At 63.9% G+C, this 26,302-nt stretch carries 23 protein-coding genes; 17 read left to right on the forward strand and 6 right to left on the reverse strand.

Annotation, left to right across the window (positions count from 1 at the left end):
- The first annotated feature begins 85 nt into the window (after positions 1-85).
- The 3 genes from AB7G19_RS32240 to AB7G19_RS32250 all read left to right on the forward strand — a co-directional run bounded on the left by AB7G19_RS32240 (position 86) and on the right by AB7G19_RS32250 (position 2,641).
- Entirely contained in the window at positions 86-1,276 is a 1,191-nt protein-coding gene (locus tag AB7G19_RS32240; RefSeq protein WP_085404562.1) for a urate hydroxylase PuuD, read from the forward strand.
- 152 nt (positions 1,277-1,428) lie between these two features.
- The gene (locus tag AB7G19_RS32245; protein ID WP_085404508.1) at positions 1,429-2,286 is read left to right on the forward strand and encodes a VOC family protein; all 858 of its coding nucleotides are present in this window, start codon (positions 1,429-1,431) and stop codon (positions 2,284-2,286) included.
- Positions 2,287-2,365: 79 nt separating this feature from the next.
- Positions 2,366-2,641 (forward strand): hypothetical protein, encoded by a 276-nt coding sequence (locus tag AB7G19_RS32250; protein WP_085404509.1) that lies wholly within the window; start codon positions 2,366-2,368, stop codon positions 2,639-2,641.
- Positions 2,642-2,798: 157 nt separating this feature from the next.
- Here the strand turns inward: AB7G19_RS32250 and AB7G19_RS32255 are convergent, their stop codons facing one another.
- Positions 2,799-3,773 carry a Bug family tripartite tricarboxylate transporter substrate binding protein gene (locus AB7G19_RS32255; protein WP_085404510.1) on the reverse strand — a complete coding sequence of 325 codons (975 nt, stop codon included), beginning with the start codon at positions 3,771-3,773 and terminating at the stop codon, positions 2,799-2,801.
- Positions 3,774-4,179: 406 nt separating this feature from the next.
- On the opposite strand from AB7G19_RS32255, the gene AB7G19_RS32260 reads away from it, so the two are divergent.
- Positions 4,180-4,851, forward strand: coding sequence for a hypothetical protein (locus AB7G19_RS32260; protein WP_085404511.1), 672 nt, complete (start codon positions 4,180-4,182; stop codon positions 4,849-4,851).
- Positions 4,848-5,117 carry an HGGxSTG domain-containing protein gene (locus AB7G19_RS32265; protein WP_085404512.1) on the forward strand — a complete coding sequence of 90 codons (270 nt, stop codon included), beginning with the start codon at positions 4,848-4,850 and terminating at the stop codon, positions 5,115-5,117. The genes AB7G19_RS32260 and AB7G19_RS32265 overlap by 4 nt, the downstream gene beginning before the upstream one ends.
- A 324-nt stretch (positions 5,118-5,441) precedes the next feature.
- On the opposite strand, the gene acuR is transcribed toward AB7G19_RS32265, so the two are convergent.
- The 3 genes from acuR to AB7G19_RS32280 form a co-directional block, all read right to left on the reverse strand.
- Entirely contained in the window at positions 5,442-6,074 is a 633-nt protein-coding gene (gene acuR / locus AB7G19_RS32270) for an acrylate utilization transcriptional regulator AcuR (protein ID WP_085404513.1), read from the reverse strand.
- A 127-nt stretch (positions 6,075-6,201) separates the two neighbouring features.
- The gene (locus AB7G19_RS32275; protein WP_144030842.1) at positions 6,202-7,830 is read right to left on the reverse strand and encodes an alpha/beta hydrolase domain-containing protein; all 1,629 of its coding nucleotides are present in this window, start codon (positions 7,828-7,830) and stop codon (positions 6,202-6,204) included.
- 85 nt (positions 7,831-7,915) lie between these two features.
- Positions 7,916-8,434: a hypothetical protein gene (locus AB7G19_RS32280; RefSeq protein WP_085404515.1), complete on the reverse strand. Its 519-nt coding sequence runs from the start codon at positions 8,432-8,434 to the stop codon at positions 7,916-7,918.
- A 207-nt stretch (positions 8,435-8,641) separates the two neighbouring features.
- Between AB7G19_RS32280 and AB7G19_RS32285 the strand changes: the two genes are divergently transcribed.
- Positions 8,642-9,316: a LysR substrate-binding domain-containing protein gene (locus AB7G19_RS32285; protein WP_275552113.1), complete on the forward strand. Its 675-nt coding sequence runs from the start codon at positions 8,642-8,644 to the stop codon at positions 9,314-9,316.
- 173 nt (positions 9,317-9,489) lie between these two features.
- Here the strand turns inward: AB7G19_RS32285 and AB7G19_RS32290 are convergent, their stop codons facing one another.
- Positions 9,490-12,672: an efflux RND transporter permease subunit gene (locus tag AB7G19_RS32290; RefSeq protein ID WP_085404517.1), complete on the reverse strand. Its 3,183-nt coding sequence runs from the start codon at positions 12,670-12,672 to the stop codon at positions 9,490-9,492.
- 1 nt (position 12,673) lies between these two features.
- A complete protein-coding gene (locus AB7G19_RS32295; protein ID WP_085404518.1) occupies positions 12,674-13,897 on the reverse strand; it encodes an efflux RND transporter periplasmic adaptor subunit in 1,224 nt (407 codons plus the stop codon).
- Between the two features lie 355 nt (positions 13,898-14,252).
- On the opposite strand from AB7G19_RS32295, the gene AB7G19_RS32300 reads away from it, so the two are divergent.
- The 11 genes from AB7G19_RS32300 (at position 14,253) to AB7G19_RS32350 (ending at position 26,231) form a co-directional block, all read left to right on the forward strand.
- Positions 14,253-14,537: a hypothetical protein gene (locus tag AB7G19_RS32300; RefSeq protein ID WP_135215062.1), complete on the forward strand. Its 285-nt coding sequence runs from the start codon at positions 14,253-14,255 to the stop codon at positions 14,535-14,537.
- Between the two features lie 187 nt (positions 14,538-14,724).
- The gene (locus tag AB7G19_RS32305) at positions 14,725-15,969 is read left to right on the forward strand and encodes an MFS transporter (protein ID WP_085404519.1); all 1,245 of its coding nucleotides are present in this window, start codon (positions 14,725-14,727) and stop codon (positions 15,967-15,969) included.
- A 258-nt stretch (positions 15,970-16,227) separates the two neighbouring features.
- Positions 16,228-16,989 (forward strand): outer membrane protein, encoded by a 762-nt coding sequence (locus AB7G19_RS32310; RefSeq protein ID WP_085404520.1) that lies wholly within the window; start codon positions 16,228-16,230, stop codon positions 16,987-16,989.
- Positions 16,990-17,168: 179 nt separating this feature from the next.
- The gene (locus AB7G19_RS32315; RefSeq protein WP_085404521.1) at positions 17,169-18,362 is read left to right on the forward strand and encodes a M20/M25/M40 family metallo-hydrolase; all 1,194 of its coding nucleotides are present in this window, start codon (positions 17,169-17,171) and stop codon (positions 18,360-18,362) included.
- Between the two features lie 90 nt (positions 18,363-18,452).
- Positions 18,453-19,214: an alpha/beta fold hydrolase gene (locus AB7G19_RS32320; protein WP_201266257.1), complete on the forward strand. Its 762-nt coding sequence runs from the start codon at positions 18,453-18,455 to the stop codon at positions 19,212-19,214.
- Between the two features lie 163 nt (positions 19,215-19,377).
- Complete coding sequence (locus AB7G19_RS32325) at positions 19,378-20,466, forward strand: mandelate racemase/muconate lactonizing enzyme family protein (protein WP_441268733.1); 1,089 nt, start codon at positions 19,378-19,380, stop codon at positions 20,464-20,466.
- A 193-nt stretch (positions 20,467-20,659) separates the two neighbouring features.
- A complete protein-coding gene (locus AB7G19_RS32330; RefSeq protein WP_085404523.1) occupies positions 20,660-21,808 on the forward strand; it encodes an amidohydrolase in 1,149 nt (382 codons plus the stop codon).
- A gap of 294 nt (positions 21,809-22,102) precedes the next feature.
- On the forward strand, positions 22,103-23,530 hold the full coding sequence (locus tag AB7G19_RS32335) for a sodium:solute symporter family protein (protein ID WP_135215061.1): 1,428 nt from the start codon (positions 22,103-22,105) through the stop codon (positions 23,528-23,530).
- Complete coding sequence (locus AB7G19_RS32340; RefSeq protein ID WP_135215060.1) at positions 23,527-24,741, forward strand: sialidase family protein; 1,215 nt, start codon at positions 23,527-23,529, stop codon at positions 24,739-24,741. The genes AB7G19_RS32335 and AB7G19_RS32340 overlap by 4 nt, the downstream gene beginning before the upstream one ends.
- Before the next feature lie 4 nt (positions 24,742-24,745).
- Positions 24,746-25,426, forward strand: a complete 681-nt coding sequence (locus tag AB7G19_RS32345; RefSeq protein WP_085404525.1) for an SDR family NAD(P)-dependent oxidoreductase — start codon at positions 24,746-24,748, stop codon at positions 25,424-25,426.
- A gap of 67 nt (positions 25,427-25,493) precedes the next feature.
- Positions 25,494-26,231, forward strand: a complete 738-nt coding sequence (locus AB7G19_RS32350) for a caspase family protein (RefSeq protein ID WP_161495920.1) — start codon at positions 25,494-25,496, stop codon at positions 26,229-26,231.
- The last annotated feature ends 71 nt before the right edge of the window (positions 26,232-26,302 follow it).

Here is a 26,302-nt window from a genome sequence, read left to right on the forward strand (position 1 = left end):
GATCGGTGCGACACATTGTAAGGGCGCGACCGCCGGTTGCGGTCATCAAAGCTGCGGCATCCAGGTCGCAATTGATGGGGTGATCATGTGGGGATCCATCATATCGGAATGGGCGAGCCTGCTGCTGCGCTGGCTGCACGTGGTGGCGGCGATCGCCTGGATCGGCAGTTCCTTCTACTTCATCGCCCTCGATCTCAGCCTGAAGCCGAAGACTGACCTGCCGGACGGCGTGCAGGGCGAAGCCTGGCAGGTCCATGGCGGCGGCTTCTACCGGATCATGAAATATCTGGTGGCTCCGAGCCAGATGCCGGAGGAGCTGACCTGGTTCAAATGGGAGGCCTACACCACCTGGCTGTCCGGCTTCGCGCTGATGGTGGTGGTGTACTATCTCGATGCCGACCTGTTCCTGGTCGACAAGTCGATTCTCGACCTCACACCGATCCAGGCCGGGCTGTTCAGCTTCTGCAGCCTGGCGCTGGCATGGCTGCTCTATGAGGCGGCCTGCCGCACCGGGCTTGCGCAGCGCGAGCTGCCCTTTGCCATCGGCGGCTATCTGTTTCTGGTCGCGCTCACTTACGCCTTCACCCACGTCCTGAGCGGGCGCGGCGCCTTCAACCAGATTGGGGCGATCATCGGCACCATCATGGTCGCCAACGTGTTCGCATTGATCATCCCGAACCAGAAGAAGATCGTGGCCAGCCTGATCGCGGGACAGGCGCCCGATCCGAAGCTCGGCAAGGCCAGCAAGGAGCGCTCGGTTCACAACAACTACCTGACCTTGCCCGTCGTCGTGCTGATGATCAGCAATCACTATCCTCTGCTCTACGCGACGCGCTTCAACTGGATCATCGTCGCGATCATTCTGGCGCTCGGCCCCGTGATCCGCCACTTCTTCAACGAGCGGCACGCGGGGCACAAATCGCCGTGGTGGGTGTGGGGTGTCGCCGCATTGGGCGTGATTGCGATCCTCTTGCTCTCCGCCGCAGGCCCGCGCGAGGTCAAGACGGGCGCGCTGTCGGCACAGCCGACGCGCGCCAATGTCGAGGAGATCGTGATGTCCCGTTGCAGCATGTGCCACGCGGCAGAGCCGGTCTGGGCCGGCATCGTGACCGCGCCCAAAGGCATCTTGCTCGACGCGCCCGAGCACATCCATCGCAACATCCGCCTGATCGGCCGCGTGGCGGCGTGGTCCAATGCGATGCCGCCGGGCAACATCACCGACATGACCAGCGAGGAGCGCGCCATTCTCGCCGCCTATATCGAGCAGGCGCAGTGACGCCATCGCGCGTCGATACCGCATTTCGCGAAATGAAATTCCGCATCTAGCGCCGATTTGAAAATGACTTGATCGCCTATCCGGCGTAGACAGGGCCAGCGGCCGCTGGCGCGGTCCAGATCGAAATTTGCATTTGCTGCGGGGAAAGAACAGTGGCCCTCAAGAACATCATCGGTATCGACCACGCCGTGGTCATGGTTCGGGACCTCGACAAGGCCGCCGAAAACTACAGGCAGCTCGGTTTCACCCTGTCGCCGCGCGGCACCCACAGCGCGCATATGGGCACCGGCAACTACACCATCATGTTCGACCCCGACTATATGGAGCTGCTCGGCGTGCTGGTGGCGACTGAGCACAACGCACCGGCCCGCGCCTTCGTCGACAGGCACGGCGAGGGCATCGAGCGCATCGCCTTCACGGCGATCGACAGCGCAGCCGGCGCCGAGGAGATCCGTGCGCGCGGCCTGACGCCGATCGGCCCGACCGATTTCGAACGGCCGGTGACGCTGCCCGATGGCACGATCTCGGCTGCAAAATTCCGCACCTTCATGTGGCCGACCGCTGAGGCGCCCGGCGGCGTGCGCATCTTCGCCTGCCAGCACAAGACCCGCGAGACGGTGTGGATTCCTGAATTGATGAAGCACGCCAATGCGGCGAAGCGGATCAGGCAGACGCTGATCGCAACGCCCGAGCCCGCGCAGGATGCGGCGCATCTCGGCCGCCTAATCGACCGCGAACCGAAGGCGGAAGCCGACGGTGCAGTCGCCGTGCCGTCCGGCGGCGACCGCGCCGACTTCGTCTATCTGACGCTGGACCAGCTCGGCAGACGCTATCCCGGCGTGCCGCTCACCGGCCTTTCCGCGCGCGGTGGCGCCGCCCTGGTCCTCGTCAGCGGCGATCTCGCAGCCACCGAGAAGGCGTTGGGTCCGGCTGCGTTGCGCAGCGGGGCCGCGATCTGCGTGCCACCGGCCAAGGCCAACGGCACCCTGCTCGCCTTCGTTGCCGGCTGATTTGAACTAATTCTTTAACAAGCGTTTACCGGGCAAGCCTAGGCTTTTCGGGCTTTTCACGCCGCCCGAGGCCAAGCGCATGTTCAAAGAGGAATCGCCGATCGCCTATGACGCGCCGGCCGAACTGAAGAAGTGGCCGTCGCTGAAAGGCGAGAGACAGAAGGACCGGGGTCCGCCCTATCTCGTCTACAACGGCACGCTCGCCGACTGCGTTCGCGTGCTCATGGATAAGCCGATCAAGGGCATTTCGCTCTATGACATCATGACGAAGCCGCAGCCGGCTTTTGAGCAAACGGTGCTGTCGCCCGGCGACGCCGCCGAGATCGCGATGCGCAAGGATTTTCCCAAGGACTAGCTCGAAGCCCGCTTCGCGGCCGGTTTTCCCTGCTGCTTTAATGAGGATTCCGTCGGCGCATCGAGGAAGACGACCGGCGCGAAGGCCCGCGCCGTGCGCCTCGCATCGAGCGAGCCCTGATCCGCTACCGCAAGCAGATCCTCTCGCGTGACGCCCCCTACTCCGCCTTGATGTTCGCGGCCGCGACGACCTCGGCAAGATCCGTCGTCTCCTTGGCGATCTTCGCGGCGTAGTCGGCCGGGCTGAGCACGCTGACGACGCCTTGCGACTCCAGGCGCTCCTGCAACGCCGGATCCCTGGCGGCGGCGACGATCTCACGGTGCAGCGTCTCGCGGATCGGCGCGGGCACGGCCTTCGGCATGAAGAAGCCGACCCAGAACGAGATATCGAAGCCGGGATAGCCGGCCTCCGCGACGGTCGGCACGTCAGGCAGCGCCGGCAGCCGCTCGGCCGATGACACCGCAAGCGCGCGCAGCTTGCCGGCCTTCACCAGCGGGACGGCGGACAAGGGATCGAACACCGCCAGGACCTCCTGCGCGAGGATGCCGACCTCGGATGCCGCGCCGCCGCGATAGGGCACGTGAATCAGCTTGATGCCGGCCTTCTGGCTGAGCAGCTCCATGGCGAGATGGGCAAGGTTGCCGTTGCCGCCCGAGCCGTAGGCGAGCGCGCCGGGCGCGGCCTTCGCCGCCGCGACCAGATCGGCGACGGTGTTGATGTTGGCCGTTTTGGGATTCTCGGGATTGACCACCAGAACGAGCGGCGCCGAGATGACGGTGGTGAGCGGCGCAAAATCGCCTTGCGGATCGTAGCGGGCGTCCTTGAACAGCGTCTTGTTGAGCGTGATCGTGGACGAGTTACAGGCGAGGATGGTGTAGCCGTCCGCGTCCGCGCGCGCCACGCCCTCGGCTGCGATCATGCCGTTGGCGCCGGCGCGGTTCTCGACCACGAAGGGTTGGCCGAGCTTGTTGCTCAGCCGGTCGCCGACGATGCGCGCGACCACATCGACCGGGCCGCCCGCGCTGAAGCCGACCATGATCTTGACCGGACGCGTCGGATATTTCTGCGCGAGAGCCTCGGTCGTCACGCACAATCCGGCGACAATCGCCAGCAGGCGAAGCGTTCGTTGCATTCGTTCTCTCCCCGGACCCGCGCTGCCGCTTTTGCATGGTGCGGCGCCTCTGGAGATCATGATTAGCGGTCGCGCCGGATTTCGCAATCGCGTTTGCACGCCGGCATTCCGTCGTGCGGCACGCGAGAGCCGCATCCAAACAAAAAATGCGAAAACAACCCCATGCACAGCAGGACAAGGACTTGCGCAGGACAAGAACCTTCGGATACCACGAAATGCAGTTTGACACGTCGGGCAAAACACCGGCATGATGGCATCATCGCAACAATCGCCAGCGTCCAGGCCGCCCGCTCCTCGGGCGACTCGCCGCGATCGCGCGCAAGCCTCTCATCGACATCTCAAAATTCGTAGCCGCGCAGCACGCGAGCGGTCGTTCGCGCACCTGCGCCGGTAAAGGACACGACACATGACGACATCCCCCGATCGCCACACCACGCCGCCGGTTGCGGCAAACGATCGCAGCGACCCGGCTGCGAGCCCGCGCGTCAAACTCTACAGGCGGCGCATTGCCATCGATCATCCCGACCCGAGAACCGGCGAACGGCTGCTAGCCGACGCGCTCGGTGCCGTCGACCGTGACGCGTTGCAAGGCATCCTGAAGCAATTGGTGAAGGCCAGCGTGACTGCGCAGAAGCCGGACGAGGCCAATCTCGCCTTCATGATCTCGATGATGAAGAGCATCGCGCCGCGGGACTCCATCGAGGCCATGCTGGCGGCACAGATGGTCTCCATTCACGTCCTGGCGATGCGCTGCGCCCATCGCCTCGCCTTCGCTGACGACATCCCGCGGCAGGACAGCGCGTCACGCGCGCTCGCCAAGCTGGCGCGAATCTTTCCGGCCCAGGTCGAGGCGCTCAACCGGTACCGCAACAATGGCGAGCGGGCGATCACGGTGGAGAGTCTGACGGTGCAGGATGGCGCAGGAGCCATCGCGAGCCACCCCGTCCAGCACACGGGCATGATCGTAACGGAGCAAAGCGTCGCGGACACGCCGATGGGAGCAGGATCGGTCTCGCCTCGCGAAGCCGGCGAAGGCGAACATGAACTGGTCGATGCCGCACAAGGTGCCACCGCATGAGCGGCGATCACCCCCGCAACATGGCTGCGATGCTGGCGAGTCCGCGCTGCGGCGCCAGGACACGCAGCGGCAGCGCCTGCCTCGCGCCGGCGGTGCACGGCAAGACCCGCTGCCGCATGCATGGCAGCGCCGCGAGATCAGGCGCACCGAAGGGAAATCAAAATGCGCGGAAGCATGGGCTATTCACGCAGGACCGGATCGCAGAACGAAGGGCGATACGGGCGTTGCTGGGCGAGACGCGGAAGCTGCTGCAGGAGCTGGGCTAGGCCGTGTGCCCATAAACCCCGCGGCGTGATGCGAAGGCTACGTCTGCGTTGCCCCAATAGCGACCAGGTTCGTGCGGCAAGGCAAGAGGTCGCGATGGGCCAGAAGGCGACATTTATTCAGATCAACTCGGGGATGCACTTGCAAAACCAAGAATCGCAACCTTAGCGCCGTTTGCCACGAGCATGAGATCGATCAGCTCAACGGGATGCTCTAGATCGGCAGGCTCTCGCGGCCGAGCGCGAGCGGCTGATCAAGTCGGTTGAAATGATAGCGCGGAGATAGTGTGGTGGATTGTGCCTTCGGCCATCTACACGAAAAACGACTCATTCACCGAGGAGCTTGAAAAAGCCCTTCGAGAAGGAATGAAGCGGTTCGGAACGGCGTTCGAGTTTGGCGCGAAGAACCGCGCCCTCCCAACCGATCCAGAAGAACTCGGCAAGCCAGTCGCAATCTTGGTTGGAAGAGATTGCACCAGTAGCCTGGGCAGCTCTCAAGCACTTGGCAGTGCGCTGCTGCCAGTCGATGAACACATCGAACAGCTGCTGGCGAAATGATTGTGGAAGTACGCTCATCTCCTGCCCAAGATTGCCCACCAAACAGCCTCGCGCATAACGGAAGCGCTTCATGGCGGACGTAGCATCGTCGGTAAAACTTCTGAGCCTTTCGAGCGGGGAATGCTGCTCGTTCAGGAAGAAGCTGTCGAGCTTTCGCGAAAAGTAGCCAGCGTAGCTGTCGATCAGCTCCGCTCCAAATGCCTCTTTGCTCGGAAAGTAGTGGTAGAACGACCCCTTTGGCACGTCGACGCTCCGCAAGACTTCCTCGATCCCCGTCGCGGAATAGCCCTTCTCCGTCAGCATAACGACACCTGCACGGACAAGCGCGTCACGGGTCGCGCTGGTGCCGGCAAGTTCCTTAGGAGGTCGCCCGCGACGGCGGCGAGGCAGCGTCTTGCTCATGCAAATCGTAATAGACCGATCGTCTAGAAGAAGCAAACTGCCCGTGATGCGGCGTTCTGCAGGTGGCGGAAACCCTCTCACTCCATCCACCAGTTCGGTGGTAGGCCTAGGCTCCGGCTTGGCTCACTCAACGTGGCTCGGCATTCGTTGGTGCGGGCGCGAACAGGTTAGTCGACGCGGCTTCCTGAACGATCACTGCCGCGTCTTCCGGCAGCAGAAACCCACGCGCTAGCAGATCCTGGGCGGCGATCCGGATCCGGTTCACGTAATCGTCGCGGCCGTGATAGCGCTCTTCGATCGACGGGCGGGCGTCACCGGTACGCTCTCGTTCCGCTTTCGTCGCTGCGAATGGCGAGAAGGACCCGATCAGCATGCAGGTGAATGTCTGCGGCTGGTTCTGGGCGCCATTGGTGCCGGTCGGCACCGCGACATCCGGCAGCCGCACGCCGCCGAGCGCATTGCCGTCCTGATCGCGCTTTGGCACTTGTATCACTGCGGCGGAAAGCCGAGTCGGGGCGCGCAGCGCAGGTGGCTCGCCGCCCGCGGCTTCAAGCGACATCAGCTCGCTGGCGGGCGGCTTGGTGCCGCGGCTTACCCAGGCATCAAGGTGCAGCAGGAGGGCCCGCGACAGCGGCGACCAATCGAGGCGGCCTGGCGTCAGTGTGCAGGCCGGTGCCTTGGGGGCGGGTATATGCGGGCCTCCCGCGATATCGTACATCCGCACATTGGCGGGCAGTGGCTGATCCGCGGTTCCGGACGCGCCCGTGCGGCCAAGCGAAGCGCGCAGCGAATAGTAGTCCGTGGTGGAGCTCACGAGTATCATCCTCGGAGGCACCTCGCCGCGCGCCTCGACCTTGGCCGTGATCTCCCCGATCGTGAGCGGTCCGTCATTCACGCCGGGAAAATCCGGGTTGTCGAATGTTGGAGCCCCCTCGGCGCTCGACATTGGTCCAAGGCCCGTCTGCAGGATCGGTAGAAGGCCAGCGGCCGAGACGAACACATGCATTCCGTCGAAGACGCGCCGGTTGCCCATCATGTTGAAGCCGTTCAGGAGAAAGGTCTTCAGGAATCGTCCATCCTGCGACCTGCCGCTCGCGAGCACGCGGTTGATCGCTCCCTTGAGCGGGTTGGGCGTTCCACCCTTGTCAGAAGCTGCATGCGCGAAGAAATCCGCGGCATCGCGGACGATCGCAAAGCCCACTCCCTCGACGAACCGTGTCTTGCCATCGGCGTCAGCGAACGAAGGCAGGTCCGCACTCTGTCCAAGCTCCCAAAATACCTCCGCAACCGCGAAACCATGGTCTTGAAGAAAGCCGGTGCCCTGCTCCAGCGTGCCCGGGAGAAACCGCACGTCGCGTGGCGAGTTGTAGATCGCCTCGGCCCAGACTTGCCCGCGGTTGGGTACGTCTACCAGCAACGCGCCGTTTTCCCCGCGCGGAGCCGCCGGCATCATGAGAATGACCTTCGCCGCGTAGTCGACGCGCCCGCGTTCATTGCGCGGCGCCTTGTTGATCCCAGGGATGGCTTCTTGCGGCGATAGGTCGCCGCGGATCTTGCCCTGCCAGATCACATAGTCGCCGGCGCGAAATGTGCCGTAAGGCTGCTTCGACGTGAACTCGATCCGGGTAACTTCTGCGCTCACTGGCCGCGCCGTAGAGATCAGGCTGAACAAGCAAAACAAGAACATCACAATTCGCCCGTTTCGACGGTGCGGCATGAGAATTCTCCATAGGGGATAGCGGCTGGTTTCGAGCATTTTTTGATCACGACACGCCGTATCAGAACGGACATGATGGACCGGCAACCTTTTCACCGGTCCATCGCCTATGGCGAAGGCCTTCTCACTCCATCCAATAGTCGATGTCCGTCTGATTTGCATTGGTGCCGGCCTTCGGCTCGGACGGGCCATGACTGCTGATGATGCCACGCATTCTGGCGAGGCTACCCGTGCCACCGGTAATGACGCCCGATGTCATGTTCGTAAGTTTCCCATCTCCACTGCTTTGAGCGACCAGAGATGTCCTGACAAAAAACTTCTCCCCGTTCTCCAGTATCCAAACGTTGTAGATGAGAGCCGGACCGTTGTTGTCGATGTAGTCCGACATGCCGCGTGTCCACTGCTCCTTCAACCTCGATCCGTTGATAAGGGGGGCATCGTCACCATAGGTCCGCCGAATTTCGAAGAGCCGAGCTTGATGTCCCGGAATGTCGCCAACGTCGATGACGTGTTGTTGGGTGTATACCGTCTGAGTTGCCGGCGTATCATAGCTGACGTGGTGCTTTTGCTGCGCAATGGCCACCGGCGCGGTTAGAGCCATTGCGAGAGTGATCATCATTCCAAGCGCGATACTGCGAAACATGCGTGACCTCTCATGCTGAAATCCACCCAACCATGAAGATATGGTCGGACGATGTTTGTTGAAGATTCCCTCATCAACCAGTCAGCGCTCGGTAGCGACCGAGCCCCAACCAAAGCTGATTTCACCGCGCTTTTCCGAGGTGCCATAAATTAGACCGATCGTCTAGTATTCGGCTTGGCTGCAAGCGATTTCGCCCATCAATCTTTTTTGACAGCGCTTTGTCGGACAAGGCCGGCGGAGCGCTCCATTCGCGCCGCGCAGAGGGCTGCGCGGGGTCAAATCGGTTCGCTGCGGGTGGGCTTTACCAACTCGGCACCATTTAATCCCGTTGTTACCTCGACAATCCGATCGTTTCGCCGAGCTTATCCCGATGTGGATCTGACGCTGGAGGAAGCAAGCACATCCCGCCTCCTTGCGGGCCTTCGGGAAGGAGAGCGGGACGCGGTGTTCCTGCGCCCCGATGAGGGCGAGGACGATCTACAGTTTCGGCGTCTCTCCAACGAGCCGATGCTCGTCGTATTGCCCGCAAGCCATCCGGTGGCGAAGTCGACTGAAATCGATCTTATCAGGCTGAAGGGGGATCCGCTCATTCTGACGCCGCGCGGATCGGCCTGGGTTGACACAGTCATCGCGGCCTGTCGGCGGGCGGGCTTCGAGCCGACCCTCGGGCAGTCCGCGCCGCAGATCAGCTCTGTCGTCAGCCTGGTGGCAGCTGAGCTTGGCTTTTCGCTCGTGCCGGCGTCAATGCGCCAGCTTCATGTAACCGGCGTCACCTATCGTGAGGTCAAAGGGATCGCTCCAATCGTGCGCTTGGCTCTGGCGTTCCGGCGTGGCGAGACCTCGAAGATCGTCCGCAACTTCATTGCCCAGGCGGTGGCGTGAAGCAGGGGGAGACTGTCAGACGGAAGCTGAAATGCTGATCGTCAAACGGTCCGACAATCACGAAAATCAGGTACAACCAGTCCGAATTTGCGCATGGTTAGCCGCCGCGCGTTGGCCATGCATACATGAGCCAGATCGCCGCGCTCGCCGTCGTCGGCGCGGATGTCAAACAGTCATTCTGCCGCAAAGACCCTTGATTTCTTCGGGTCCAGCTTTTCGACGACGTCCAGATCGCCGTCGTCGACAACGTCCTCTTCCTGAGGATCGCTTCCTGCGTGTGGTTTCGGACTGAACCATTGCGAGACACGGTCCAGATAAAGATAGACAACCGGCGTGGTGAAGAGCGTCAGGACCTGGCTGACCAAGAGACCGCCGACCATGGCGTAGCCGAGCGGTTGACGCAGCTCCGAGCCGGTGCCGTGGCCGAGCATCAGCGGCACGCCGCCGAGCACCGCCGCCATCGTGGTCATCAGAATCGGACGGAAGCGCAGAAGGCATGCCCTTCGAATGGCCTCAACCGGCGACAGGCCCTGATCCCGCTCCGCCGCGATCGCGAAGTCGACCAGCATGATGCCGTTCTTCTTGACGATGCCGATCAGCAGGACGAGGCCGATCAACCCGATCAAACTGAAGTCGAAATGGAAGATGAGGAGCGTCGCCAGAGCACCGACACCGGCCGACGGCAGGGTCGACAGAATCGTCAAGGGGTGAATGTAGCTCTCGTAGAGCACGCCGAGAATGAGATAGACCACGATCAGCGCCGCCACGATCAGCAAAGGCACAGAGGAGAGAGACTCCTGGAATGCCTTCGCCGTGCCTGCGAAAGTCGAGGTGATCGCGGCCGGCACGTTCATCTGCTGTTCCATCGCGTCGATCGCCTGCGTCGCCTGGCCGAGCGCGACGTTGGGCGCGAGATTGAAGGAGATCGTCACCGCAGGAAACTGGCCCTGGTGATTGATGGCCAACGGCCGCACTGGAGCCGTGGTCCACTTGGTGAACGCCGACAATGGCACCTCTCCCCCCGTCGTCGGTGAGCGGAGGTAGATCTGCTCCAGCGTGGACGGATTCTTCTGGAGCGAGGGCAGCACCTCGAGGACGACATAGTAGGTCGACAATTGGGTGAAATATGTCGCGATCTCCCGCTGCCCGAATGCGTCATACAGGGTCGCGTCGATCACGTCGGGCGTGATCCCGAAACGCGCGGCCTGATTGCGGTCGATCGACAGCGTCAGCGTGGTGCCTGACGTCTGCTGGTCGGACGCGACGTCGCGAAGCTCGGGCATCTCCTTCATCTTCGCGAGCAGCTTCGGGGCCCATGTGTTGAGCTGGTCCATGTCGGTCGACTGCAGCGTGAACTGAAATTGCGTCCGGGAGGCCCGGCCGCCGACACGAACGTCCTGCGCCGACTGGAGATAGAGCCGCGCGCCCTGGACCTTCGCCGTCTGGACCTGCAGACGACGGATGACCTGGTCGGCCGAGTCGGTGCGTTCATCCCGCGGCTTCAACGTAATGTACATCGTGCCGTCGTTGAGCGTATTGCCGCTTCCGCCCATCCGCATCGCCATGTGGTCGATCGCAGGGTCCTTCAGCACGATCGCGCCGATCTCCTGCATGTGCTTCGCCATATCGGCGATCGACACGTCCTGCGACGTTTCGACGACTCCGGTGATCAGCCCGGTATCCTGCTGCGGAAAGAACCCTTTGGGGATGATCACGAAGAGATAGACCGTCAGCGCGATCGTCGCGAAGAACACCATCAAGGTGATGAAGCGGAAACGCAGCACGAGGTCGAGGCCGCGCGCGTAGCCGTTCACGAGGGCCTGGAACATCCGCTCGCTGAGCATATAGAGCCTGCCGTGATGCTCCTCGTCGTGCGATTTGAGGAAGCGCGACGCCATCATCGGCGTCAACGTCAGCGATACCAGGGCCGACACGGCGATCGTCATCGCGAGCGTCACCGAAAATTCGCGGAACAGGCGGCCGATGATCCCGCTCATCAGCAATAGCGGAATCAAGACCGCGATCAGCGAAACGGAGATCGAGATGATCGTGAAGCCGATTTCGCTGGCGCCCTTGAGCGCGGCGGCCATCGGCGTCTCGCCCTCCTCGATGTAGCGGGTGATGTTCTCCAGCATCACGATGGCATCGTCGACCACGAAGCCGACCGCGATGGTGAGGGCCATCAGTGACAGATTATCGAGGCTGTAGCCGGCTATCCACATCAGCGCGCAGGCGCCCAGCAGCGCGAGCGGAACCGTGATCGACGGGATGATGGTGGCCCAGACGCTGCGCAGGAAGACGAAGATCACCATCACGACGAGGCCGATCGTCAGCAGCAGCGTGAACTGCACGTCCTTCACCGCCGCGCGGATCGTCTGCGTGCGGTCCGACAGCACCGAGACCTTGATGGCCGGCGAAATGCCGGCCTGCAGATGCGGCAGCTGCTTCATGACGCTGTCGACGGTGTCGATGACGTTGGCGCCGGGCTGCTTGAAGATGACCAGGAACACCCCGGGCTTGCCGTCGACCCAGCCGTACTGGGTATTGTCCAGCGGCGCACTGACGGCATGGCCGATGTCGCCGACACGGACGGGACTGCCGTTCCGATAGGCGATGACGATGTCGTTCCAGGCCTCGGCCTTGGTGAACTGATCGTTGGCATAGACGGTGTAGGTGCGCGTGTCGCCGTTGAGGGTTCCCTTGGGATTGTTGACGGTGATCACCGAGAGCGGGGTGCGCACATCCTCCAGCGACAGGCCCTTGGCGACCAGCTTGGCGGGATCGATCTGGACACGGATCGACGGCGCCTGCTGTCCACCGACACTGACCTGGCCGACGCCGCTGATATGGCTGATCGCCTGCGCGAGCTTGGTGTAGGTCTCGTCGGACACCTGCGTCATCGGCAGCGTCGTCGAGGTGGCACCGAGCGTGAGAATGGGCGAGTCGGCCGGATTGACCTTTCTGTAGGTCGGCGGGGTCGGCATGTTCTTGGGCAATTGCCCGCTCGCGGCATTGATGGCGGCGAGCACGTCGGAGCCGGCGCCATCGATGTTGCGCGAGAGATCGAACTGCAGAACGATCTGGGTCGAGCTGGTCTGGCTCTGCGACGTCATCTCCGAGACGCCGGGAATGAGCGCAAACTGCGATTCGAGCGGTTGCGCCACCGAAGAAGCCATCGTTTCCGGATCCGCGCCGGGAAGGTTGGCGGAGACCTGGATGGTGGGGAAGTCGACTTCCGGCAGCGGCGCCACCGGCAATTGCGGATAGGCGATGATCCCGACGAAGACGATGCCGACCATCAGCAGCGACGTCGCGATGGGGAGGCGAATGAAGGGAGCCGAGATACCGCCAGCCATGTCAGTCAGCCGATCCGGTGGTCTTGGTTCCGCTATTGGCCTGAGCAGTGCTTGCGCTCGCATCCGCCGTCGGCGCGGCCTGGGGCTTGTCGTCGACCAGTGCGCCATCGAACAGGCGTGACTGTCCGGCCACCACGATCCTGTCTCCGACGTTCAGGCCTTCGGAGACCACGGCATTTGCATCGCCGCTCTGGCTGACCTTGATCGGCCTCGCGCTGACCTTGCCATTGTCGCCTATCACATAGGCGAACAGACCCGACGGCCCGTGCTGCACGCCATCCTGCGGCACGACGATGACGTCCTTGCGCGTATCGATCAGCATCCGCGTGGTCACCGACAGGCCGGGCCACAGCGCATTGTCCTTGTTGTCGAAGCGCGCTTTCAGGCTGATGGTCCCGGTGGCCTGGTTCACCGAATTGTCCATGACCACGAGCCTGCCTTGCGACAGTGTCCTGGTTCCGTCCGAGGTCAGCGCCTCGACCGGCACCTCGCCGGTGTCAAAGGCCTTGTCGATGGCCTGCAATTGCTCTTCAGGCTCCGTGAACTGCACTGCGATCGGCTGCAGCTGGGCGATGGTGACGATCCCCGTCGTATCCGCGGCATGCACGATGTTGCCGGGGTCAACCAGCCGGAAACCCGTTCGTCCGCTGATCGGCGCCTTGATCGAGGTGTAACCGAGATTGGTCTGCGCATTGTCGATGGCGGCCTGGTCGCCCTTCACCTGCGCGATCATCTGATCGACCAGGGCCTGCTGGGTATCGAGATTTTGCTGGGTCTCGAATTGCTGCTTCGCGAGCTTCTGAAAGCGCTCCAGGTTCAAGCGGTCGTTCCTTAGATTGGCCTCGTCCTGGGCCTTCTTCGCCACCGCCTGCTCGAGAGCCGCGGTAAAGGGGCGTTGATCGATCTCCAGAAGTGGATCGCCCTCCTTCACCATCTGCCCCTGTTTGAAGAACACCTTGATGATCTGACCGTCGACGCGGCTCTTGACCGTCACCGTCTTGAACGGCGAGACGACTCCGAGACCGTAGGCGCGCACGGGAAAGTCGGCCTTCTTCACTACGAACGAGGTGACGGGAATCTTCGCCGCGGCCTGACTGGCAGCGCTTTGGGCGGCCGCTGCGGCTGGCTTGACGCCCCCGAGGAGCTCATACCACACGCCATAGGCCACCGCGGCTATTGCAAGGATTCCAAACAGCGCAACGCTGAGCTTCGGTCGCGTTGACAAATTGATGGCCCTCTAACTGTTTGTACCTGCCTACGGGTGACTCGACTGATTGCAGGTGAAACCGCCGCCTCTGATTGGAAGTATCGCGGACAAAATCCCAGCGTCAAAATGACGATCGCGTGCGAAAATCTGTACAAATTTTCATGTTCGCTCGTCGCAAAACGCAGTCGCTCGATCAAAGCCGTCCAACGAAGGACAGGCAGAAACAAACAGAAACGAAATGGAGAGACGTGAGAGGTCACCGCGGCATCACGCTGAATTGCGCCAACAATCGCGAATTTCAGGACCGCTCGCCTCAAGTCAGGCCCTATCATTGAAATTCAGCAAGCGCTGCTTGATGGGAACGAGGCGCGGGATGAAGGCTGATCAACCGAACCACCGGGGAAATGTCGTACCGTTTCGAACGCGATCGGGAGGCGGCCGAGATCCGGCTGATGATGCACGGCCCGACAACATCTTGCGCATGCTGGACCTCTCGAAGTTCGAACACCATCGCGCCACTGTCGAGAACCGCCCCAGCATGCGTTCCAACATCGCAGCAATGGTTCTGCTCGGACTTCTCGTATTCATTGCAACAGAGGACTTTTCCAGGCTCGAGCAATCGAACCTGTGCTTCGATAAATCGGAATGCAGGAATTGAACAGCGCCCGTCATCAACTGGCGACGTAACGACGAATCGCAATTTCAGCGGCATCGACGCGGGGCATGGCTCGATCAGCGGGGCTCCGGAAGACACAAAGCATCGCGCACCGGATCGGCCCTCCCCCATTGGCACCGTCCCGCCAATCGTGTAACCCGGCCGAAACCCTCGCCGGGACGGGACGCTGATGAGTGCGGTTGCTACTGATAACGCGGGAGATGGCACCCGCGCGCTGATCTTTGCGCTGCTTGCGCTCGCCTGCGGGCACATGCTCTCGACCTTGCTGCGCACGATTCCCGCCGTCAGCCTCGACCTGATGGCGGCGGATTTCCACATCGAGCCGCAGGCGCTGGCGAGCCTCACCTCGGTCTATCCCTTTGCCTTTGCCGCCGCGCAGATCCCGGTCGGTGCGGCGATGGATCGCTTTGGCGTGCGGCCGGTGTCGCTGAGCCTGCTTATGGGAACCGTGATCGGCGCCATCGCGTCGGGATTCGCGACGGGGCCGGAAAGCTTTGCGGTCGGGCAGGTGATGCTGGGCATCGCGACGTCGGGCATGCTGATGTGCCCGATGACGCTGGCGGCCAAGCAATTGTCGGCGGCGCGGTTCGGGCTATGGTCCGGCGCGATCCTCTCGATCGGCAATATCGGCATGCTGCTGTCGTCGAGCCCGCTCGCCTTCGTGGTCGATCATTACGGCTGGCGCGCCGGATTCTGGATCTCGGCGCTCGGCGGCGTCCTCGTCGCGCTCGCCGTGTTCTTGCTGGTGCCGAGGCAACCGGCCGAGCACAAGGACGAGTCCTCGCCGCTGTCGCAGATGATCGAGGTGCTGCGGCTCGGGCTCTCGCGCCCCCTGCGTGGCCTGATCGCGCTGGCGCTGGTGTCGCTTGCGACCTCGCTGGTGCTGCGCGGCCTGTGGGGCGGACCTTGGCTGATGGAGATCAAGGGACTGACGCGGGTCGAGGCCGGCAACCAGCTCGGCGCATTCACGCTGGCTATGATCGCAGGTCCCCTGTGCATCGGCATGATCGACCGCAGGCTCAGTCGCCGCCGCGAGCTGGTGGCGGGCACGCATATGGTCGGCGCGCTGCTGCTGGCGCTGATGGCGCTGGGGGCGCCGCATTATGCGGTCTCGATGCTGTTCGGCGTGCCCGTGATGCCGCCGCAATATGATCTCGTGCTGTTCGTGCTCATCGGCCTTGCGACCTCCGCCCAGCCGCTGCTGTTCGGCATGTCGCGGCAGCTGGTCGATGCGCAAACCGCGGGCAAGGCGCTCGCGGCGATCAACCTCGCCTTCTTCCTCGGCGCCGCCCTGATGCAGTCGATGACGGGCGCGGTGGCGGCGTTCGCGGGGCTGCCGGCGGTGCTGCTGTTCATGGCGGCGGCGCTTCTTCTGGGCGCGCTGATCTTCCTGGCCTATACGCGCACTGCGTGAAGCAGCCTCGTACAACAGCGTGGCGCAGGGGATGCTCCCGATTCGTCCTGTCGCGCCAGCCTCTGTGAAAAGTCGCAACCTGCAGTGGCCGTTATTTCCACTGTGACCCGGTGGTTACAGCCGCCGCATGACTCGCCGGATATTGTGACCGGATCGCGAAGTCGGACAACTCACCAGATGAAGTCGCTGGCCTGTGCGATGCCGACACGCACGATGCGCCTCAGGCGCCATTGCCGTTAGTTGAAGGAAGATCCTCGCATGACCACCAAAACCCTTTTCAGCGCCATTGCGCTGGCCGTTTCGACGTTGACCTCGGCCATGGCGGCGGACGTGTCGATGCCGTACAAGGCGGCGCCTGCGGCCCCGGCGTTCTCCTGGACCGGTTGCTATGTCGGCGGCAATGGCGGCGGTGGCCGCGGGGTCAACGAGCAGCAGCCCATCGTCGGGCAAACATTCAATGCCGATCACAACAGCGGCTGGCTCGCTGGCGTGCAAGGGGGCTGCGACTATCAGGTCGGCTCCCTGGTGGTCGGCCTCGAAGGCCAGTTCGATTGGGCCGACATGAAGGACACCAGCACGACACTGATTCCGGGCGGCGCCGCCGGCTTCCTGCTGACGACCCAGCTCGATCGCGTCGCCACCGCGACCGGCCGCATCGGCTACGCCTTCGATCGCGTGCTGTTTTACGCCAAGGGCGGCGCCGCCTTCGCTCACTTCAATTATCAGATGACGCAGACCGATTTCGCCGCCTTCTCGGTTGATTTCAAGGGGTCGCGCGATGTGACGGGATTCGTCGTCGGCGCCGGCCTCGAATATGCGCTGCTGCCAAACCTGTCGTTGAAGGCCGAATACAATTATTTCGACTTTGGAACGAACGGCTACACCCTGAACTGCACCAGCAGTCCCGGATGTGCTACTCCCTTCTTCCCGGCGAGCGTCCGGCAGAACATGCAAACCGTCATGCTCGGCGTGAATTGGCGATTCAATACGGCTGTCGCCCCGCTCGTCGCGCGATACTGATTTTTGTGCCGAAAGCGTCGGCGGCGCGTCGTGTTCGGCGCGCCGCCGCCAACAGCCGCCGTGGCTTTGATGCGGTCGTCCCTGCCCCGCCCTAAAACTCACCGGACTGTCCGAGAGGCCTTGCGAAACACGGCGCAGCGAAGGATGCTGACGCGTACCGTGCATCAAAGGACCATCTCATGCCTGTCGATACCAAAGCCGCCACCGATCGCCTCATGCGCTTCCTCTCCGTCGAGGGCGTCACCGGACAGGAGGCGGCGATCGGGCGTGAGCTCACCGCTGCGCTGAAGGAGAGCGGCGTGCCGTCCAAGGCGATCCGGCTCGACGACGCCAACACCCGCATTCCCGTGCCGACCGAGACCGGTAACCTCATCGTCGACCTGCCCGGCCGCGGCGCGCTGCACAACCAGCCGCGCATCATGTTCATGACCCACATGGACACCGTGCCGCTGTGTGCCGGCGCCAAGCCGAAGAAATCCGGCCGCAAGATCGTCAACGAGGCCAAGACCGCGCTCGGCGGCGACAACCGCTGCGGCTGCGGCGTGCTGGTGACGCTGGCCGCCGAGCTCGCCAAGCAGAAGCTCGATCATCCCCCGATCACGCTGCTGTTCTGCGTGCGCGAGGAGAGCGGGCTCTACGGCGCGCGCCACGTCAAGCTGGACGAGCTCGGCTCGCCGGCGATGGCCTTCAACTATGACGGCGGCTCGGCCTCCAACGTCATCATCGGCGCCGTCGGCGCGGACCGCTGGAATGTTGAGATCTTCGGCCGCGCCTCGCATGCCGGCGTTGCACCGGAGCGCGGCATCTCCTCGACCATGATCATGGCGCTCGCGCTTGCAGACGTGAAGTCCAGCGGCTGGTTCGGCAAGGTCGTGAAGGGCAAGAGCCAAGGCACCAGCAATGTCGGCCCCGTCACCGGCGGCGAGGGCCGCCCGGCGGGCGATGCCACCAACGTCGTCACCGACTACGTCCATGTGCGCGGCGAGAGCCGCAGCCACGACGGAAAGTTCTTCAAGGAGATCACCAAGGCCTACAAGGCCGCGTTCGAGAAGGCCGCCAAGAAGGTGACGAACGCGCAGGGCAAGTCCGGCAAGATCAAGTTCAAGGCCGAGACCGACTATTTTCCGTTCCGCATGAAGGACAATCTCCCCGTCGTCAAACGCGCGGTCGAGGCGGTGTCCGCGGTCGGCGGCACCCCGAACGTCCGCACCGCCAATGGCGGCCTCGATGCCAACTGGATGGTCCGCCACGGCGTTCCCACCGTGACCTTCGGTGCCGGCCAGAACGAGGCGCACACGATCGACGAGTGGATCAACCTCGACGAATACGACCGCGCCTGCGCGCTGGCCGTGCAGCTCGCGACGATGCGGTGAGGCGCGTCGCGCGTGAGCTCAGAGAGATCATTTGTCGCCAATGACGGCACCGTCATTGGATATCGGCAACTGGGCTCAGGCCCCGGACTGGTGCTGCTCCATGGCGCGCTGCAGAGCGCAGCGAGCTTTACTGACCTTGGCGCAGCGCTGGCCGACCGCTTCACCGTTCTCATCCCGGACCGGCGCGGTCGTGGTCTGAGCGGACCGTTCCGGCCCGACCACTGCATGGCGACCGAGATCGATGATCTCGGCCGGCTTCTCGCCGAGACGGGCGCACAAAATGTGTTTGCATTGAGCGCCGGGGCCTTGGTTGCCATGCACACCGCGCTCGCCAATCCGGCGATCGCGCGCCTCACGCTTTACGAGCCGCCGCTCGAATTCGGCGGGGTCCAGCCGCGCTACTGGGCCGCTGGCTATGAGGCGGCCCTGGCGAAGGGGGATCTGCCGGGCGCCCTTGTTGCCGTGCTCAAAGGCACCGGCGACAACGAGATCATGACAAGGCTCCCTGCGCCTGTCCTTAAATCGTTCTTCGCCATGATGATGCGGCTCCGTCCCAACGCGGCCGTTGGCAACGGGCCGCCTCTGGCCACGCTCATCCCCACGGTCCACTACGACATCGAGCTGATTGCGGAGAAAGCCGGCGACCTTGACCGCTTCAGGAGCTTGAGCACGGAAACGCTGCTGCTTGGCGGCGATCGGAGCCAGGGCTATCTCGCCACCGCTCTCGATGCTCTCGCCGCGATCCTGCCGAACGCGACGCGCGTTGAATTCAAGGGCGCCGGACACATCGCGGCAGACAACGAAGGCGACCCGATTCGCGTTGCGGCGGAGCTGCGTCGTTTCTTCGCATGAAGTCGTCCGCAGGATGGGGAGAGTGCAGCGAAACCCATCGCCGCGGTAACGAAGATGATGGGTTTCGCTTCGCTCTACCCATCCTACAGAACTGCCCTGCATCGCCCGCGGTTGCCCGCCGATGCCTGTCGGCCTAGCCTGCAAGGAAAAGCAGGAAGGAAACATGGCACGCATCTCGACAATCGAGACCGGGTTCTACCGGATCCCCCTCCCCGTCACGCTGTCGGACTCGACGCATGGCGAGATCGCGGCGTTCGAGCTGATCACCTGCCGCATCCGCGATGCCGACGGCGCCGAGGGCGTCGGCTACACCTACACGGTCGGGCGCAATGGCGGGGCGACTGCCGACATCCTCAAACGCGAGATCCCGCCACTCGTCGAAGGACGCGAGGCCGACGACACCGAGGCGATCTGGCATCACGTCTGGTGGGGCCTGCATTATGGCGGGCGCGGCGGACCGGCGGTGCTGGCACTGTCCGCGCTCGACATCGCGTTGTGGGACCTGAAGGCGCGGCGCGCGAAATTGCCTCTGTTCCGCCTGCTCGGCGGCTTCGATGCGCACGTGCCCTGCTATGCCGGCGGCATCGACCTCGATCTCTCCGTCGAGGCGCTGCTCGCGCAGACCGACGGCAATCTCGCCAAGGGCTTTCGCGCCATCAAGATGAAGGTCGGCCGGCCCGATCTCAAATCCGACGTCGCGCGCGTCGCGGCCATGCGCAAACATCTCGGCGACGGCTTTCCGCTGATGGCGGACGCCAACATGAAATGGACGGTCGAGGACGCGATTCGCGCCGCCCGCGCCTTCGTCCCCTACGACCTCACCTGGCTCGAGGAGCCTGTTATCCCCGACGACGTCGCGGGCCATGCCCGCATCATGCAGGCCGGCGGCGTGCCGATCGCGGCCGGCGAGAATCTGCGCTCGCTGTGGGAGTTCAAGAACTACATCGTCGCGGGCGCGGTATCCTATCCCGAGCCTGACGTCACCAATTGCGGCGGCGTGAGTGCGTTCATGAAGATCGCGCGGCTGGCGGAGGCGTTCAATCTCCCGGTCACCAGCCACGGCGCGCACAACATCACGGTGCATCTGCTCGCGGCCTGTCCGAACCGCTCGTATCTGGAAGCGCATGGATTCGGGCTGGACAAGTATATCGAGCACCCGCTGGTGCTCGCGGACGGCAAGGCCGTGGCGCCGGACCGGCCGGGCCATGGCATCAGCTTCGACTGGAAAGGACTGGCGAAGCTCTCGCCGTAGGGCAATCCGTCATGGCCGAAGCAAGACGTGGATGGCCGGGTCATAGGCGAGCGGAAGCGACGCCGTCCTTCGGACGGCTATGCCCGGCCATGACGATGTTGCTGCACGCGAGACACTCGCAGGCGCTTGACGGGTCGGCTCAATATTCGGCTATGCTGGCATTAGCCGGCCCTCCTTACGAAAGATCCCCGCCTTGCCCCCCGAGCTGCACCAGAAACTGACCCAGTGGCGCCGGCATCTGCATGCGCACCCGGAACTGGGCCTCCACGAGAAGGCCACCTCGGCCTTCGTGCAGGAGAAGCTCACCGAGCTCGGCATTCCCTTCGAAGCGGGCATCGGCGGCCACGGCGTCGTTGCGACGCTGACGCGAGGGGCGGCGCAGGGCCGCGTCGGCCTGCGCGCCGACATGGATGCGCTGCCGATCACCGAGGACACCGGCCTGCCCTACGCCTCGACGACATCAGGCGTGATGCATGCCTGCGGTCATGACGGGCACACCGCCTCGCTGCTCGGCGCGGCCGCGCTGCTGGTGGCCGACACCGGCTGGAGCGGCACCGTCGACTTCATCTTCCAGCCGGCCGAGGAAGGCCTTGGCGGCGCGCGCGCGATGGTCGGGGCGGGCCTGTTCGACCGCTTTCCGATGACGCGGGTGTTCGGCTTCCACAACTGGCCGGGGCTCGCAGCCGGCACCATCGCGGTCCACGACGGCGTCGTGATGGCTTCCGGCGGACGCGTCAGCATCACCATCGACGGCCATGCCGGACATGCCGGCATGCCGCATCTGACCCGCGATCCCGTCATGGCGGCGGGACACCTGATCGTGGCGCTGCAATCGGTCGTGTCGCGCAGCATCGATCCGCTCGACACCGCCGTGCTCTCGCTGTGTACGCTCGAAGGCGGCACGGCGCGCAACCAGATCGCGGGACGCGTCACCATCGGCGGCACGCTGCGGTATCATCGCGACGCGGTGAAGGACGTCATCCTGGCGCGGATCGGAGAGGTCTGCGCAGGCATTGCAACGACCTTCGGCGTCAAGGTCACGCCCGAAATCGTCATGGGCGTCGGCGTGGTGGTCAACACGCCTGCCGAGGCGGGCCTGGCGCGCCTTGCCGCGGAGAGGGTGCAGACCGAGGTGCGACGCGATCTCGCGCCGAGCATGGCCGGCGAGGATTTTGCCTTCTTCCTCAAGCAGTGCCCCGGCGCCTTCGCCTGGATCGGCAACGGTGAATTGCGCGACGGCGCCGAGCTGCACGGCCCGCGCTACGATTTCAACGACGCGATTTTGCCCGTCGCGTCCAGCTGGATGGCCGAGGTCGCCAAGGTGGCGCTGAAGTCGAACTGACCCCGGAACGGCAGGACCTCGGATTCCCTGCGCATGACGTCGGCCGTGCGCCGACCGTCCCGCCGCACTGTCCCACCGACACTTTTTTCTTTGGCCTGCAACCCTTTGAACATGCAGCGGCGATGACTGCCCGACCGGGCGCGTTGCAGCACCGCACCGCTGCGCGCGCTTGACGCGGGACGTGCGGGCAGGAATAATGAAATTAAAGAACAATTGTTCGCATTCCGAACAAACTGCAGCGGGACCAAGCGGGCTCACAACACCGCATCCGCGCCACCAGAGGAAACGTCATCGATGCAAGCCATCCTCAATGGCGACAGCACGCTCATCGTCGCAATGATCGTCGCCTACATCGCCTTCACGTCCTGGCTCACGTTCAAACTGCGCAGCAGGACCAGCGATCAGTTCATGACGGGCGCACGCGCGATGCCGGCGGTGGTCGTCGGCGTGCTGATGATGTCCGAATTCGTCGGCGCCAAATCGACCGTCGGCACGGCGCAGGAAGCGTTCCAGTCGGGCATCGCGGCGGGGTGGGCCGTGCTCGGCGCCTCGATCGGCTTCCTGCTGTTCGGGTTCCTGATGGTGAAGAAGCTCTACAGTTCCGGCGAATACACCATCTCGGCGGCGATCGCGCAGAAATACGGCAAGTCGACCATGCTCACGGTGTCGGTGATCATGATCTACGCGCTGCTGCTCGTGAACGTCGGCAACTATGTGAGCGGCGCAGCCGCGATCGCCACCGCACTGCATGTCAGCATGCCCGTTGCGATGTGCATCATCGCCGTGGTCAGCACCTTCTACTACGTGTTCGGCGGGCTGAAGGGCGTCGCCTGGGTGACGATCCTGCACAGCGCCATCAAGGTCGTCGGTATCGTCATCATATTCTCGGTTGCGATGTCGCTGACCGGCGGCATCGCGCCGATCCAGGCCAAGCTGCCCGCCTATTACTTCAGCTGGGACGGCAAGATCGGCTTTGCGACCATCTTCGCCTGGACCTTCGGCACCGTCGGCGCGATCTTCTCGACCCAGTTCATCGTGCAGGCGATCTCCTCGACGCCGAGCGCTGATGACGCGCGCAGGGCCACCTTCTATGCGGCGGCGTTCTGCCTGCCGCTCGGATTTCTGCTCGCCCTGATCGGCGTCGCGGCGAAATTCCTCTATCCCGACATGAACAGCCTCTACGCGCTGCCGGTGTTTTTGGAGAAGATGCCGCCGCTGGCCTCGGCTTTCGTGACCACCTCGCTCGTCGCCTCGATCTTCGTCAGCGTCTGCACGGTTGCGCTCGCGATCGCCTCGCTGGTGGTGCGCGACTTCTACGTCCCCTACTGGAAGCCGACGCCCGAGCGGGAGCTGAAGATGACCCGCCTGTTCTCGGTGGCGATCGGCATTGCACCGCTGGTCTTCGTCTTCTTCATCCCGGAAATCCTCAAGCTGTCGTTCTTCACGCGCGCGCTGCGCCTGTCGATCACCATCATCGCGATGATGGGATTCTATCTGCCGCTGTTTGCCAGCAACCGCGGCGCCACCGCGGGCCTGATCGGCGCCGCGATCTCGACGACGGCCTGGTACATGCTCGGAAACCCCTTCGGTATCGACAACATGTATGTCGCGGCCGCGACACCGCTGGTGGTGATGGCGGTCGAGCGCCTGGTGATGGGCCGCGCTCCGGCCGCCGCCGCGACGTCGCAGCCAAATGCATTGATGGAAAGGACTTCGACATGATCATCGATACCGAGATCGTGACCACCGACATCGGGACCGCCGCCGACGGCGTCGTTCGCCCGGCCGCCGGCGATCCCGACCGGTCCGACGCTTTCATTCCCTCGCCTTGCGTGCAGAACCACGCCGCCAATCTGATGCCGCTCGCGAACGGCGATCTGGCCTGCGTCTGGTTCGGCGGCACGCAGGAGGGCATGTCGGACATCTCGGTCTATTTTTCGCGCCTGCCCCGCGGCGCGACGCAGTGGTCTCCGGCCGAAAAGCTGTCCGACGACAACGGACGTTCGGAGCAGAACCCGGTGCTGTTTCCCGCACCTGACGGCACGCTGTGGCTGATGTGGACGGCGCAGCTGGCGGGAAACCAGGACACCGCGCTGATCCGCCGCCGCCTCTCCCGCGACAACGGCAAGAACTGGGGCCCGATCGAGACGCTGTTTCCCGAGCAGCGCGGCCGCGGCACCTTCATCCGGCAGCCGATCGTCGTGCTCGACAATGGCGACTGGCTGCTGCCGGTGTTCTATTGCCACAGCACCCCGGGACGGAAATGGAACGGCGACGAGGACACCAGCGCGGTGAAGATCTCGTCCGATTCCGGCGCGACCTGGCGCGACGTCGACGTCCCCGGCAGCCGCGGCTGCGTGCATATGTGTATCGCGCGCCTCGACGACGGCTCGCTGATTGCCCTCTACCGCAGCCGCTGGGCGGACAACATCTATCAGAGCCGGTCCACCGATCACGGCCGCACCTGGTCGGCGCCGGTCCAGACCGTGCTGCCCAACAACAACTCCTCGATCCAGGTCACGCGACTTGGCAACGGTCATCTCGCGCTGGTCTTCAACGATTCCAGCGCCAGGGATGCGACCGGGCGCCGCCTCTCGCTCTATGACGAGATCGAGGACGATTTGCCGCCCGTGCTCGCCGGCGACGGCAAAAGAACGGATGAACGCACCGCGTTCTGGGGCGCGCCGCGGGCGCCGATGACGCTGGCCGTCTCCGCCGACGGCGGGCGGACGTGGAGCAAGCGCAATGTCGAGACCGGTGACGGCCTTTGCATGACCAACAATTCACGCGATCAGACCAATCGCGAACTGTCCTATCCTTCGGTCAAGGAGACCGCCGACGGGGCGATCCACATGGCCTTCACCTTCCATCGCCGCGCGATCAAATATGTGCGCGTGACCGAGCCATGGGTGAAGCGCGCCATCCGGGACTGAGAGCATGGACAAGAGGCCGCACGCGCTAGTGACGGGCGCAAGCTCGGGGATTGGTGCGGCGATCGTCGAGCAGCTGCTGCGCGACGGCTGGCGCGTCACCGGGATCAGCCGCCGCCTTGCGACGTTCGACCATCCGGCGTTCGATCATTTGTCGCTCGACCTCGATGATGTCGACAGCATTGCCGACGCCTTGGCAGGCTTCACGCCGACCGCGCTGGTTCATGCCGCGGGCCTGCTCAAGGTCGGTGCGCTCGGATCGCTCGACCATGACGACGGCGCGGCGATGTGGCGGCTGCATGTCGACGTCGCCGGGCGCCTCGCCAACGCGCTGGCGCCGCGCCTGCCGAACGGCGGACGCATCGTCTTCATAGGCAGCCGCACCGCATCGGGCGCCGCGGGCCGCGGGCAATATGCCGCGACCAAGGCGGCGCTGGTCGCGCTGGCGCGGTCCTGGGCGCTCGAGCTCGCACCTCGCGGCATCACCGTCAACGTCGTTGCCCCCGCCGCAACCGAGACGCCGATGCTGAAGGATCCCTCGCGCGCCAATGTCATGCCAAAGCTGCCGCCGATCGGCCGCTTCATCCGCCCGGAGGAAGTCGCAGCCGCCGTGGCCTTCCTGCTCTCGACGGAAGCGGCCGCCATCACTGGACAGCAACTCGTCATCTGCGGCGGCAGCTCGCTCTGAGTTCGACCCGTGGCTACTCCAAATCGGTTGTTGTACGATGGATCTCGTTCAAGCAAGCGAGATCCCAATGGACCGACGCGAATTTGTTTCGGGACTGACCCTTGCGACTGCCGCGGCAGGCCTGATGCCGACCGGCGCCGCGGCGGAAGGCAGGCGCGTCGCGCTGGTGATCGGCAACGGCGCCTACAGGAACGTGCCCACGCTGCTCAATCCGCCAAACGACGCCGGCGACATAGCTGCAGCGCTGAAGCGGCTCGGCTTCTCGGTCCGTCTGGTCACCAATGCCAGCTTCGACGAGATGCGTCGCGGCCTGATCGCATTGGGGCGCGACGCCGCCGGAGCCGATATGGCGACCGTGTATTTCGCGGGCCATGGCATGGAGATCAATGGCGAAAACTGGCTGATCCCGATCGACGCAGAACTGAAGCGGGACACGGACGCGGCAAACGAAGCCATCAGCCTGCAGAGCGTGATGTTGCAGGTTTCCAATACCACGAGCCTTGGCCTCGTCATCCTCGACGCCTGCCGCAATAATCCATTTGCCGCCAGGATGAACCGCACGCTCGCCACCCGGGGGACGCCGACCGGCGGGCTCGGTCGCATCGAGCCCGTCGGCAACGTTCTGGTCGCTTATGCCGCACGAGACGGCACCACGGCGCTTGACGGCGACACGCGTAACAGTCCGTTTGCAGCGGCGCTCCTTCGCAACATCGAGACACCGGGCGTCGAGGTCACGTTCATGTTCCGCAACGTCCGCGACGAAGTGATGGAAGCCACCCGAAACGAGCAGCAGCCGTTCGTCTAGGGCTCGCTGTCTCGCAAGGGATTTACCTGGCCGGGCAACCAAAGGGCGGCGCCGAGGGAGCGGAACCTGTC

Source organism: Bradyrhizobium sp. 215_C5_N1_1 (genome assembly GCF_052075935.1).
GTDB lineage: Bacteria > Pseudomonadota > Alphaproteobacteria > Rhizobiales > Xanthobacteraceae > Bradyrhizobium > Bradyrhizobium barranii.

Coding starts and splice junctions, on each gene's coding strand:
- AB7G19_RS32240 (WP_085404562.1), top strand. CDS start 86: ATGTGGGGATCCATCATATCGGAATGGGCGAGCCTGCTGCTGCGCTGG.
- AB7G19_RS32250 (WP_085404509.1), top strand. CDS start 2,366: ATGTTCAAAGAGGAATCGCCGATCGCCTATGACGCGCCGGCCGAACTG.
- AB7G19_RS32255 (WP_085404510.1), bottom strand. CDS start 3,773: ATGCAACGAACGCTTCGCCTGCTGGCGATTGTCGCCGGATTGTGCGTG.
- AB7G19_RS32260 (WP_085404511.1), top strand. CDS start 4,180: ATGACGACATCCCCCGATCGCCACACCACGCCGCCGGTTGCGGCAAAC.
- AB7G19_RS32265 (WP_085404512.1), top strand. CDS start 4,848: ATGAGCGGCGATCACCCCCGCAACATGGCTGCGATGCTGGCGAGTCCG.
- acuR (WP_085404513.1), bottom strand. CDS start 6,074: ATGAGCAAGACGCTGCCTCGCCGCCGTCGCGGGCGACCTCCTAAGGAA.
- AB7G19_RS32275 (WP_144030842.1), bottom strand. CDS start 7,830: ATGCTCGAAACCAGCCGCTATCCCCTATGGAGAATTCTCATGCCGCAC.
- AB7G19_RS32280 (WP_085404515.1), bottom strand. CDS start 8,434: ATGTTTCGCAGTATCGCGCTTGGAATGATGATCACTCTCGCAATGGCT.
- AB7G19_RS32290 (WP_085404517.1), bottom strand. CDS start 12,672: ATGGCTGGCGGTATCTCGGCTCCCTTCATTCGCCTCCCCATCGCGACG.
- AB7G19_RS32300 (WP_135215062.1), top strand. CDS start 14,253: ATGAAGGCTGATCAACCGAACCACCGGGGAAATGTCGTACCGTTTCGA.
- AB7G19_RS32305 (WP_085404519.1), top strand. CDS start 14,725: ATGAGTGCGGTTGCTACTGATAACGCGGGAGATGGCACCCGCGCGCTG.
- AB7G19_RS32310 (WP_085404520.1), top strand. CDS start 16,228: ATGACCACCAAAACCCTTTTCAGCGCCATTGCGCTGGCCGTTTCGACG.
- AB7G19_RS32315 (WP_085404521.1), top strand. CDS start 17,169: ATGCCTGTCGATACCAAAGCCGCCACCGATCGCCTCATGCGCTTCCTC.
- AB7G19_RS32325 (WP_441268733.1), top strand. CDS start 19,378: ATGGCACGCATCTCGACAATCGAGACCGGGTTCTACCGGATCCCCCTC.
- AB7G19_RS32335 (WP_135215061.1), top strand. CDS start 22,103: ATGCAAGCCATCCTCAATGGCGACAGCACGCTCATCGTCGCAATGATC.
- AB7G19_RS32340 (WP_135215060.1), top strand. CDS start 23,527: ATGATCATCGATACCGAGATCGTGACCACCGACATCGGGACCGCCGCC.
- AB7G19_RS32345 (WP_085404525.1), top strand. CDS start 24,746: ATGGACAAGAGGCCGCACGCGCTAGTGACGGGCGCAAGCTCGGGGATT.
- AB7G19_RS32350 (WP_161495920.1), top strand. CDS start 25,494: ATGGACCGACGCGAATTTGTTTCGGGACTGACCCTTGCGACTGCCGCG.